General features: G+C 64.2%; 9 protein-coding genes. 2 read left to right on the top strand and 7 right to left on the bottom strand.

The features are described from left to right. Positions 1-262 precede the first annotated feature (262 nt). The 4 genes from ACYVGU_RS11230 to ACYVGU_RS11215 all read right to left on the bottom strand — a co-directional run bounded on the left by ACYVGU_RS11230 (position 263) and on the right by ACYVGU_RS11215 (position 4,554). Positions 263-1,513 carry a 5-(carboxyamino)imidazole ribonucleotide synthase gene (locus ACYVGU_RS11230; RefSeq protein ID WP_460622162.1) on the bottom strand — a complete coding sequence of 417 codons (1,251 nt, stop codon included), beginning with the start codon at positions 1,511-1,513 and terminating at the stop codon, positions 263-265. Next, positions 1,510-2,043 (bottom strand): 5-(carboxyamino)imidazole ribonucleotide mutase, encoded by a 534-nt coding sequence (gene purE / locus ACYVGU_RS11225; RefSeq protein WP_460622161.1) that lies wholly within the window; start codon positions 2,041-2,043, stop codon positions 1,510-1,512. Before purE ends, ACYVGU_RS11230 begins: the two co-directional genes overlap by 4 nt. A 175-nt stretch (positions 2,044-2,218) precedes the next feature. Beyond that, entirely contained in the window at positions 2,219-3,496 is a 1,278-nt protein-coding gene (locus ACYVGU_RS11220) for a dihydroorotase (RefSeq protein WP_460615804.1), read from the bottom strand. A gap of 77 nt (positions 3,497-3,573) precedes the next feature. Continuing rightward, complete coding sequence (locus ACYVGU_RS11215) at positions 3,574-4,554, bottom strand: aspartate/ornithine carbamoyltransferase family protein (RefSeq protein ID WP_460622160.1); 981 nt, start codon at positions 4,552-4,554, stop codon at positions 3,574-3,576. A gap of 1,164 nt (positions 4,555-5,718) precedes the next feature. Between ACYVGU_RS11215 and ACYVGU_RS11210 the strand changes: the two genes are divergently transcribed. Both ACYVGU_RS11210 and ACYVGU_RS11205 read left to right on the top strand, forming a co-directional pair. Beyond that, on the top strand, positions 5,719-7,350 hold the full coding sequence (locus tag ACYVGU_RS11210) for a MutS-related protein (protein ID WP_460622159.1): 1,632 nt from the start codon (positions 5,719-5,721) through the stop codon (positions 7,348-7,350). Positions 7,351-7,678: 328 nt separating this feature from the next. After that, a complete protein-coding gene (locus tag ACYVGU_RS11205; protein WP_460622158.1) occupies positions 7,679-8,581 on the top strand; it encodes an urease accessory protein UreD in 903 nt (300 codons plus the stop codon). Between the two features lie 5 nt (positions 8,582-8,586). Here the strand turns inward: ACYVGU_RS11205 and ureG are convergent, their stop codons facing one another. From ureG to ureC, 3 genes are all read right to left on the bottom strand, one after another. Beyond that, positions 8,587-9,339: an urease accessory protein UreG gene (gene ureG, locus ACYVGU_RS11200; protein WP_460622157.1), complete on the bottom strand. Its 753-nt coding sequence runs from the start codon at positions 9,337-9,339 to the stop codon at positions 8,587-8,589. Positions 9,340-9,474: 135 nt separating this feature from the next. Then, positions 9,475-10,146: an urease accessory protein UreF gene (locus ACYVGU_RS11195; RefSeq protein ID WP_460622156.1), complete on the bottom strand. Its 672-nt coding sequence runs from the start codon at positions 10,144-10,146 to the stop codon at positions 9,475-9,477. Between the two features lie 82 nt (positions 10,147-10,228). Further along, positions 10,229-11,947, bottom strand: coding sequence for an urease subunit alpha (gene ureC, locus ACYVGU_RS11190; protein ID WP_460622155.1), 1,719 nt, complete (start codon positions 11,945-11,947; stop codon positions 10,229-10,231). Between the last annotated feature and the right edge of the window lie 14 nt (positions 11,948-11,961).

The raw sequence follows: 11,961 nt of genomic DNA, 5'->3' as shown, positions 1-11,961 counted from the left end.
TACCGCGGAAGCCCCCTGAGGAGCTGCTCCCCTTCTGGGTTTGCCGGAAGCACCAGTAGTTTATACCCGGCTCCCATGAACTGGTAGCCCTAGCAGCGGTACGCCCAGGAGCCACCGCCCGGGCTTTACCGTTTCCGCTTCTGTTTTCCTATCTTACCGTTGCCGATGGCCCGCTAGAAAAAGTATCCTGTTGGTTTTCGCGGCAGGGGTTCAGGCAAAGACCGGCGCGGCCGGCTGCCCTGGTCCCGGCACACAAGGGAACCTAGATGGCGTCCAGCCCCGGCAAGCCGAGCAGTTCCGCGGCGCGGCGCGCCACGGCTTTGATGCTGTCCACGTCGGGGCCGGTGATGGTCAGATGGCCCATCTTGCGGCCGGCGCGCGCGTGCACCTTACCGTACAGGTGCAGGTGCGCCCCCGGTAAGCTCAGCACGGCGCTCCAGTCCGGCTCCCGCAGGTGCCCGCTGGCGTCCAGCCACACCTCGCCCAGCAGGTTCAGCATGATGGCCGGGGAATGCTGGCGCGGCGCCGGCAGGGGCAAGCCCGCCATGGCATGAACCTGCAAGTCAAACTGCGACGCGTCGCAGGCGTCCAGGGTGTAGTGGCCGCTGTTGTGCGGGCGGGGGGCCATTTCGTTGACTACCAGGCTGCCGTGCTCGCTGCCGTCGGCCACCACAAAGAATTCAACGCACAGCACCCCGACGTAGCCCAGGTGCTGGGCGATGGAAACGGCCGCGTCCCGGGCCCGGGCGGCCAGGGCGGGTGGCAGGTTTCCCTCGTAGGCGTGGGTGACGGCCAAAATGCCCCCGACGTGCACGTTGCGCTGCGGGGCAAAGCTGACCACCCGGCCGTCCCAGCCGCGGGCCACCAGCACCGAGCACTCGGCCTTGAGCGGCAGCATCTTTTCCAGCACGCAGGCTACGCTGCCCAGCGTCGCCCAGGCGGCAGCCAGGTCTGCGGCGGTCCTGACGCGAACCTGGCCCTTGCCATCGTAGCCCATGCGGGCGGTTTTCAGGATGCCGGGCAGCAAATCCGCCCGGCTTTCCTGAATTTCCTGCAGCTGGGCCGGCGTTTCCAGCACGGCATAGGGCGCGCAGCTTACCCCCGACACGTCGGCGCAGGCGGTGAAGTGGGCTTTTTCCTCGATGCGGTCTTGGGCAATGCCCACCACGGCCGCACCAGGCGCCACGGGGCGGGTTTGCGCCAGCGTTTGCAGGGCCCGGGCCGGCACGTTTTCAAACTCGGTGGTAATGGCCTGGCACAGGTGGGCCAGCTGCGCCAGCCCGGCCGGGTCGTCGTAGGCAGCCTGAATGTGGTGGTGGCTAACCAGCCCGGCGGGGCTTTGCGCGTCGGGCTCGAGCACGGCGGTGAAGTAGCCCAGGCGCTGGGCCGCATGCACAAACATGCGGCCCAGCTGGCCGCCTCCTACCACGCCCAGGGTGGCTGGCTGGCCCGCGGCGTCCACACTGCCCGGGAAAATCGGGGCCAGGGCAGCAACGTGACGTTCGGCACTCATAGGGGCAGGGTCATGGCGCGCGCGGCCTCGGTTTGTTCGGCGCGAAACGCCAGCAGCTGGGCGGCCAGGCCCGGGTCGTGCAGGGCCAGCAGGCTGACGGCAAAAAGCGCGGCATTGGCCGCCCCGGCAGTGCCAATCGCGAACGTGGCTACCGGCACTCCCTTGGGCATTTGCACGATGCTGTGCAGGGAGTCCACTCCCTGCAAATGGCGAGAGGCCACCGGCACTCCCAGCACGGGCACCGTAGTTTTGGCGGCCAGCATGCCCGGCAGGTGGGCGGCCCCCCCCGCGCCGGCGATGATGGCCTGCAGGCCGCGCGGACCGGCCTGCTCGGCGTAGGCAAACAAGTCGTCGGGCATGCGGTGGGCCGATACCACCCGCGCTTCGTGGGCTACGCCAAACTGGGTGAGAATCTGCACGGCGTGCTGCATGGTGTCCCAGTCGCTGCTGGAGCCCATGACCACACCGATCAGGGGTGAGCCCGGGGCGGCGTCGGGGCGGGGGGCGGAGGTCGGGAGAAGGGTACTCATGGCAAGGCTAATAAAGGGCGGGGCAGGCCCGGGTGGTCAATATACCCCGTGTCTGGGCCTCGGGCCGCGGGTGAAAACCCGCAGCCCGAGGCCCCAAAGCTACTGCGGCAACCCGAGCGGCAGCGTAAAATCCCCGGCGAATTCGGAAAAATACTGGTCCTGGCGCCAGGAAGGGTTAGCGCTCCAGCAGGATTTCCGGGCCCAGAATCACCAGGTCCACCCGGCCCTTCAGAGTCTGGTCGATAAAGGGCGTGTTCTGGGATTTGGACTTCATGAACTCCCGCGTGAAGGTGGTTTCCGCCTCGGTATCAAACAGGACGCACTCGGCTGGCTGGCCGACTTCGATTACCGGCACCGGCAACCCCATCAGGCGGCGGGGCTCCGCCGAATAGCGCTTGACCACCAAATCCCACCCGAATTTGCCGGGCTCGACAAAGAAGTGGTAAAGCGAGACCAGGGCCGTATCCAGGCCGGTGATGCCGTTGGGCGCGCTGATAAAGTCCTGGGCTTTTTCAAACGGCGTGTGCGGGGCGTGGTCGGTGGCAATAAGGTCGAAGACGCCTTCTTTGAGCCCCTCGAGCAGGGCATCACAATCCTCCTGCGTCCGCAGCGGGGGGTTCATTTTGTAGTTGGTGTCGTAGTCGCCGATGTGCTCGTCGGTAAACATCAGATGGTGGGGGGCCACCTCCGCCGTCACCTTTACGTCGCCCCGGGATTTCCACCAGCGGATGGTTTCCATGCCAAGCTTGCTAGACACGTGCTGGATGTGCACGTGGGCGCCCGCGGCCCGGGCCAGGCGGATGTCGCGGTCGATGATGATTTCCTCCGCGCACGCCGGCGACCCTTTAATGCCGAGCCGGTAGCTCATCACCCCTTCGTTCAGGGCGCGCGGCCCGGCCAGCTCCGGCACCTCGCAGTGGCTGGCGAAAAACATCCCGAACTCGGTGGCGTACTGCATGGCCCGCAGCAGCACCGCCGGGTCGCTGGTGGTATCCCCGTCGTCGGTGAGCATTTTTACTCCCAGCTCCCGCATGCCCTCGATTTCCGCCAGCTCCTTGCCCTCGCGGTTCTTGGTGACGCAGCCGGAGGTGTACACCGGAATGCGGGACCGGTGCGTGGCATTTTCCAGCACGGTGGCCACGGCGGTGGCCGAGTCCAGGGCCGGGCGGGTGTTGGGCATCATGACTACCCCGGTCACGCCCCCATTGATGGCCGCTTCGCTACCCGTGGTGATGGTTTCCTTGTTTTCAAACCCCGGGGCGCGGAAATGAACGTGGGCATCAAACATGGCCGGCATCAGCACGCGCCCCCGCGCGTCGATGACGCGGGCCCCCTCGGGAATGGCAAGGTTGGGGCCGATGTCCTGAATTTTTCCTTCGACAATCAGGACATCGCCTTCGAGCAGTACGGGTGAGTTTTCGGAAGCGATGCGGGTGTTTTGAAGGAGAAGCATGAAGTGTTAGTTTCAGTAAACCCCGAGGGGTATGGGAAATGTAAGGTAAAGAGCAGAGCCCGCGGCCGCGGCTGACGTTAGGGCATAAGCAGCGTTGAGCCCGTCCGCTGGCGGCCGGCATACGACTCCTGCCGCGGGAACTCCCCGCCCGGCGTAAGCCAGTCGAGCACGGCCATGCGGATGGAGATGCCGTTTTCAACCTGGTTGGTGATTAGGCTGCGCTCGTAGTCCATGACGGCGTCGCACAGCTCCACCCCCCGGTTCACGGGGCCGGGGTGCATGATGTAGAGGCCCCGGTCGCGGATCTCCGCCAGTCGCGCCGTGGTGATGCCGTAGACCCGGTGGTATTCCCGAACGCTGGGAAAAAACTGCACGTCCTGGCGCTCCAGCTGCACGCGGAGCAGGTACACCACATCGGGACCCCAGGCCATGGCCGCCTCATAGTCGGTAAAGCGCGGGATGGAGGCCGGACCGTACTTGGGCACCAGCGAGCCCGGGCCCAGGTACGCCACCTCGACGCCCAGCTTTTGCAGTAGGGTGCTGGTGGAGCGCGCGACGCGGGAATGGAGGATATCGCCGATGATCAGCACTTTTTTACCCCGGGGGTCGGGGAATTTCTCCCGGATGGTGAAGGCGTCGAGCAGGGCCTGGGTTGGGTGCTCGTGCGCCCCGTCACCGGCATTGATAACCGACGCCGTGGTTTGGCGGGCAATCATGCCGGGCAGGCCGGAGTGACCGTGGCGAACGACGATGTAGTCCGTGCGCATGGCCTGGAGCGTCTCGATGGTCTCGCGCACCGACTCGCCCTTGGTGATGGAGGAGTGGTCGACGTTGAAATTCGTCACTTCTGCCGAGAGGCGTTTGGCCGCCACCTCGAAGGAGGAGTGCGTCCGGGTGCTGGCCTCGTAGAACAGCATGAGCACGGACTTGCCGTCAAGGGCGGGAATTTTCTTCACCGACTGGGTGAACAATTTTTTAAAGGACGTGGATTGGTCGAGCAGGAACTCGATTTCCTCACGGTGCAGGGATGCGATGTCGAGCAGGTCTTTACGTGCCATACCAAAGTTGAGGGAAAGTGAGGGCGTCTAGCTAAATCGGACAAGAGGAAGTTTTACCGGCCCCGGCCGGCGCAACGGGCAGCTGGTGCAAGCGTCCACGGGAAGGCTTACCTGGCGGCGGAGCCGCCGGCAATGAACTCAACGGACATAAAAAAACCGTTTCGGAATCCGAAACGGCAGCGGGGCAACACTCAGAAAAAACAACGGCAATACCAGAACCGGCGGTAAAATCGGGAGAACCGATGGCGGCGTAGACCTTGCGGTCCACCCGCGGCTCCCTGCCGAGCAGGGTCCCGCGCTTCATCAACAGGTTTTTTGGTTGAAGCATGCTGCAAAATTACGGCATTGTTAGGCCCGACAATTCATCGGCCAGGCTGATTTTTTTTCGCACTGCGTTTCTCGCAGGTTATTTCTAACCTAACGGGCTGAATCACGCCCTTTTTGTCATTTTATTCGTCACCAAAAAAATTTTGGCTTGCCTAACCAATTACGTTGTAAGCACAATCCCGCTTATCTTTAGCTCTTTATTCCCCAGCCTTAGCGCGCGGGCGGCTACGCCAGCACTCAGTATTTTAATAGCCCTGGCAACGGGCCTGCTCTTTCCAGCCATCACGGCCCACCCGCTCACCCGGCCCGGCCTAGGCGGACTTGCAGCGGGAAGGTTAAGGCCGTTGATTATCCCGGTACTGGCGGCCTTGTCAAGGCCCTGCCGGACCGCACCCTGCTAACGCGCCCGTTTCAGTAGCAGCAAAGACCGGGGTGGTCAGCAAATCGACTGCGCCCCTGTCCCTTCTACCTCCCCCGAGCCAGCGCCTGGTGTATCCGGCTCCCGGGCGCCGGGCTTTCGTCAGCAGTACCCGGGGTAAAGCGGCATCAGCTAGGGACGCTCCTGGTGATTGCTACGCCGGGGCCGTCCAGAGAATGCCGCCAGCGGCGATGGCGTGCGTTACCGGGTAGCCAAGTACCAAGGGCGCATCACCGCGGGACAGTTACCGCCTTACCCGCGAGCGCTATTATTAAAACCGCTCTCGCACTCATCCTGAACTCCGTCCGGTTTTCGGCCCGCCGCGGCACCTTCCAAGTCAGCCAGGCTTCGCTACCTTTCGCCCACCATAAACCTACCAGTGGCCCCCTTCACCGCCCTAGTAGCTACCCTAGCTTTTCATGTGGACTTCTTCCCGCAGGCGCTTACGTCGCCTGGAAGCGGCCTGGCACCAGCCGGCTGCACGCTCCCCCCATTTCCCCTTGGTGGCCCGCTACTACGACCAGGTGCAGCACGAGCCCGCGTACCAGCGCCTACCGGACCAAACCTGGGCGGACCTGAACGGTGAATCTCTCTTTAGCCTGCTCGATGCTACGGTAAGCCGGGTCGGCCAGCAGTGCCTGTACCATCGTCTGCGCAGCCCGCTCGACAACGAGGCCGCCCTGCACGAGTTTGATGCGGCCGCGACCCTGCTCTCGCAGCAACCTGCGGCCCGCGGGCACGCCTTGCTCGCCCTCGACCAGCTGACGGCCCACGAGGCGTACTACCTGGCCGATTTACTGCGTGGGGAGCCCCTGCCCACGTTGCCCGGCGCTCGCTTCGCGCCCCTGCTCGCGCTGGGGCTGTTGGCCACGCTGCTCGGGGGCTTTTGGCTTCCCGTGCTCTGGTTGGGCACGCTGGCGTTTGCCCTCAGCAATGCGGTGTTCCACTTCTGGCAGCTCCAGCGGATCAAGAACTGTATTCGCCCGCTGCTGCAATTGGGCCGCCTGCGGCGGGCGGGCCAGGCGCTGCAGCGGGCGGCCCTGCCCCTGCGGTCGCTGCCGCCGCTGGCCGCGCCCCTGGCCCGGCTGCGGGCCATCATGTGGCAAGTCGCGTTTTTTCAGGTGGAGGACCGCTTGCTGCTGCTCAGCCTACTCAAGATGCTGCTGCTACTCGACGTGCTGCTGTACGCTCGTTGCCGGGTGGCCGTGCAGCAGCAGGCACCCGCGATTCGGGCGGTCTTTGAGGCAGTGGGCTACGTCGATTGCGCCCTGGCGGTGGCCAGCTTCCGCCGGCGCCACGCCACCTGCGTGCCCCAGTTTGGGCCGGCGGCCGAGGGCATCCAGCTGCGGGGCGGCTACCACCCCCTGGTGCCGGGGTGCGTGCCCAATGACCTGACCCTGGCCGGGTCCGGCGTTTTGCTGACCGGCTCGAATATGGCGGGCAAAACCACCTTTATGCGCACGCTGGGCGTGACTGCCCTGTTGGCCCAGACCATCGCCACGTGCCCGGCCACCGCCTACCGCGCCCCATTTTGCCGGGTGCTTACCAGCCTGAGCCTGGCTGACAGCCTGCCCACGGGCAAAAGCTATTACCTGGTCGAAGCCGAAACCATGCGGGAGCTGCTGCAGGCCTGCGACGCGGACCCCGGCAGCTACCTGCTGCTGCTGGATGAGCTGTTTAAAGGCACGAACACGCAGGAGCGCATCGCCGCCAACAAGGCCGTGCTCTCGTACTTGCAGCCCCGCAGCTGGGTGGTGGCGGCCACCCACGATGGGGAGCTGGGCGCGCTCCTGCAGGCGTGCTTTGATGAATACCACTTTTGCGAGACCGTCACGGCGGAAGACTGGTATTTCGACTACCGTCTCAAAGCCGGCCCCCTGACCACGCGCAATGCGATCCGGCTGCTGGCGCGCCTGCACTACCCGGCGCAGGTGGTAGCCGACGCGCAGGAACTCAGTGCCGCGCTGGCTGCCCGGGCGCAACCCACCAGGCCGGAAGAACCTGGGGCATGGGCTGATTTGCCCAGACGGGAGGCGAAGGCAGTAGGCTAAACCACGCGCAATTAAGAAGCGTTTTCCGGCCTGGGCAGATGCTCAGAATGAGAAATCAAAGCCAACATCGTAGCCGCCGCCATGAGCGCGCCTTTTCCGTTTGTTAGCCCGTGCCCTCCCGACCAGGAATGATGGCGGTTTTAATTTTTGCTTCACTTGACAAATCTTTTACAAACCTTGGGGCCGCAGCGGTTGAAGGGTAACAGCTGGTGGCGTTCCGACACCGAAGCTTCGCCCGCGCGAGCATCAGCCGGTCCTGCGCTTTCTCGTGGAGCGACCGCCCGCTAGGTTCTGCCCTATTTTAAAGCACCTCATTTCGCCAGCTCCCATGGTCTTACCTACCGCCCAGCCCTTGCCTTTCCCCGGTGCCACCCCGGACCCGCTCCCGGACTGGAGCACTTTGGATCTGGCCCTGGTACGCGGCAGGACCCGGTTGATTTCCTGCAAAAGCCTGCAGCCGCTGAAAGTGCTGAACCCCCGCTCGCCCACGCCCACCTGCCACGTGGTGCTCTCAAGCTACGGCGGGGGCATGGTGGCCGGCGACGTGATTAAGCTGCGCATCCACGGTCAGGCGCAGTCGCAAACCTGCATCAGTACGCAAGCCAGCACCCGCATCTTTCGCTCCATCGATGGGGCGGTCGCCGAGCAGCAGGTGGCGGGCAGCTTGGGCGCCGGGGCCCTGCTGGTGGTCTTCCCCGACCCGGTGGTGCTGCAGGCCGAAAGCCACTACCGCCAAACGCAGCAGTGGCACCTAGAGTCCGACTCGCTGCTGCTGGTCGTCGACTGGTTTCAATCGGGCCGCATTGACCGGGGGGAGCGGTTTGCCTTCGCCTCCCTGCACTCGGAGCTGCGCGTGCGCGTGGCCAGCAAGCTGGTGGTGCTGGACAGATTTGCTTTTCAACCAGCCGAGCACATTGCGACCTCGCCCGGCAACTTTGCCGATTACCAGGCTTTCTTTTCCGTGTTTCTGGTGGGCGCCCCCCAGGATGCCCGCTTCCAGAAGCTGGCCGCCCTGCTAACCAGGCAAAAAATGCCCGGCAGCACGGGCCCCCATTTTTCCGTCCGCGGCCACGAGTGCCTGGTGTCGGTAGCCCCGGCGAGGGAGAACGTGTATATCCTGCGCGCCGCCGCCCGCAGCCGCGCGGCCCTGCAGCCCCTGTGCGACCAATTACTCGGGACCCTGGCTGAGGAGCAGCTGCTGGGCTACAACCCGTTGAAACGCAAGTACTAGCTTGCCTAGCGGCGGTCTTCCCGCACCGCGGCCAGGGCCCGGGCCTTGGCCGCGGTGATGTGGCCAATGATCTCCTCCAGCCCATGCCCGTCAATGGCGCGGGCGAAGAGGAAGGGCCCTTCGCCCCGCATCCTGCGCGAGTCCCGCTCCATCACGCCCAGGTCCGCTTTAATCAAATCCTTCAAATCGATCTTGTTGATAATGAGCAGGTCGGACTGGGTGATTCCCGGGCCACCCTTGCGCGGGATCTTGTCGCCGCCCGACACGTCGATAACGTAAATGGAATAGTCCACCAGCTCGCGGCTGAAGTGGGCGGCCAGGTTGTCGCCGCCGCTTTCCACGAACAGGTAGTCGAGTCCGTAATTAAAGCGCTGCATCAGCCCTTCCAGCGCATCCATGTTCAGGGAGATATCCTCCCGAATGGCAGCGTGCGGGCAGCCGCCCGTTTCCACCCCCACAATCCGGTCTTCGCTCAGCGCGCTGTTGCGGATGAGAAACTCGGCATCTTCGCGGGTAAAAATATCATTGGTGACCACGCCCAGCTCAAACTCGTGGCGCAGGCGCTCGCACAGGGCCTTGAGCAGGGCCGTCTTGCCCGTGCCCACCGGCCCGCCGATGCCCACGGTGAAGGCCCGCTTGCGGAAGCTGCGGTAGGAAGGCAACCGGCGGGTTTCGCGCTCGTTGAAGTTGCCCGGTGACTCGTAGGCTTCGTGGGTGTGGCCGTTAAGCAGCAGGGCGAGTTTTTCGACAAAAGCCATAAGTACAATGTGATTTCTGCTTGGCAGGCTGAGTTTCGCCCAAGCACCCGTCCCGCTTGGTTTGGACAGGCTTGCTTACGTCCGAGGGAAAGCTGCTTTGGCGGCGCTGGGCCGGCGTTAGCTGGTGGTGTAAAATCAGTTCTGAAAAAGCTTGGAGTAGATATCCTCCTGCATAACCTGGGCGGCATCCAGCAAAAATGCGGAACGGGCGGCCTGGCCGTATTCCTTCCCCGCCTGCCCCGCGAGAATATGCTCGAACACCGCGTAAAAATCATGCTGGAGCTGATGGCCTTCCAGCGGCCCCAGAAACCCCAGGCGGATGGCGGCGCTGAGCTGGTCGCGCAGCAGCATGTGCAGGTACATGGCCTTTATTTCTTCCAGGGCAAAGCCGACGCGCTGCAAGGCCAGGGTGAAAACCAGGGTGAAGTGCGGCGGGATTGCCTGGGCGGCAAACCAGTTGGCGATGGTGGCTAACTCGGCCCCGGGATAAAAGGTGGCCAGGAGCTTCAGCCAGGTGCGGCCCTGCACGGCGCTGGCTTTGTAGAGGCTGGGAACGAGCAGCTGCGCGTCATATTCCTCGGCGGCTACTTGAAACGCGGGACTTTTTTCCGTGAGCTGGTAGGCGGAATGAATAAAGGGTAATTCGGCGCTGCCGGCCTGCTGCAGGTAGGAATACAGGTAATTCCGCAGGGCAAACGGAGTGGTCACCAGCCCGAAGGTGATGCTGCACTCCAAGCCGTAGGAATAAGCAAACGAGCCGGTGGGAATGGCCGAGTCGACCAGGTGCAGGAGGCGGGCAAAATGCATGAGAAATAAGAAAACGGGGACGCCGGGAGTGTGCGAATCGATTAGGGCTCTGGCGCGGACCCGCGACATCCGCGCGCTCTTGTTAAAACAGATTATACAGTTGGGTTAGCGGCAGCGCCTGCGCCGGCTCGCAGGTCAGGTGCACGCCGTCCACCATTACCCGGTACGTCTCGGGGTCCACGGCAATGCGGGGCAGGTAGTCGTTGAGGGCCATGTCCTTTTTGCCGATGTTGCGGCAGTTTTTCACGGCCACCACCTGCTTGGTCAGGCCATAATGCTGCTGCACGTGGGCCACCGAGGCGGCCGATACAAACACCATCGACGACTGGCCGATGGCCCCGCCCAGGGCCCCGAACATGGGGCGCGAAAACGAGGGCTGCGGCGTGGGGATGGAGGCGTTGGCGTCGCCCATTTGCGACTGGACGATAATGCCGCCCTTGAGGATCAGCTCCGGGCGGGCCCCGAAAAAGGCGGGCTTCCAGAGCACCAAATCGGCCAGCTTGCCGATTTCCACGGACCCCACTTCGTGCGAGATGCCGTGGGCGCGGGCCGGGTTGATGGTGTACTTGGCCACGTAGCGGCGCACCCGAAAGTTGTCGGCCTGCCCGGTGGCGGCGTCCTCGGGCAGGGGGCCGCGCTGCTGCTTCATTTTGTGGGCCGTTTGCCAGGTGCGGGTGATGACCTCGCCCACCCGGCCCATGGCCTGGGAGTCGGATGAGATGATGCTCAGCGCGCCCATATCGTGCAGGATGTCCTCGGCAGCAATGGTTTCGCCCCGGATGCGGCTTTCGGCAAAGGCCACGTCTTCGGGAATGTTGCGGTCGAGGTGGTGGCAGACCATGAGCATGTCCAGGTGCTCATCAATGGTGTTCACCGTGAAAGGCCGCGTGGGGTTGGTGCTCGAGGGGATGACGTTCGGCTCGCCGCAGATTTTGATGATGTCGGGCGCGTGGCCGCCCCCCGCCCCTTCCGTGTGGTAGGAGTGGATGGTGCGGCCCTTGAATGCTGCCGTGCTTGTTTCCACGAAGCCGCTCTCGTTGAGCGTGTCGGTGTGGATGCAGACCTGCACGTCGTATTCCTCGGCAATGCCCAGGCACATGTCGATGGCCGCCGGGGTGGTGCCCCAGTCCTCATGCAGCTTGAAGCCCAGCGCCCCGGCCTCGGCCTGCTCGCGCAGGCCCTCGGGCCTGGAAGAGTTGCCCTTGCCCAGAAACCCGAAGTTGAGCGGGTAGGCCTCCGTGGCCTTGAGCATGGCTTCCAGGTAAAAGGCGCCGGGCGTGCAGGTGGTGGCGTTGGTGCCGGCCGCCGGCCCGGTGCCGCCCCCAATCATGGTCGTGACGCCCGAAGCCAGGGCCTCGGGAATCTGCTGGGGGCTGATGAAGTGGATGTGGCAGTCGATGCCGCCGGCCGTGAGCAGCTGGCCTTCGCCGGCAATAACTTCGGTGGTGACGCCCACCACCATGCCCGGCGTGACGCCGGGCATGATGTGGGGGTTGCCAGCCTTGCCGATGCCCACGATGCGGCCGCCTTTGATGCCGATGTCGGCCTTGAATACGCCGGTGTAATCGATTACCAGCGCGTTGGTGATAACCAGGTCCAGGGCGTCGGCCGGCCCGATGCCCGCGGCCTGGCCCATGCCGTCGCGCAGCACCTTGCCGCCACCGAACTTGCATTCCTCGCCGTACACGCAGTAGTCGCGCTCAACTTCAATCAGCAGGCCGGTATCGCCCAGGCGCACCCGGTCGCCGGTGGTGGGGCCGTACATGTCGGCATAGGCGCGACGGGAGATGGGAAGGGACATAGTAAGCTACTGAA

It is taken from the genome of Hymenobacter tenuis, from assembly GCF_054780495.1.
This window is presented reverse-complemented; position numbering and strand designations above follow the sequence as displayed.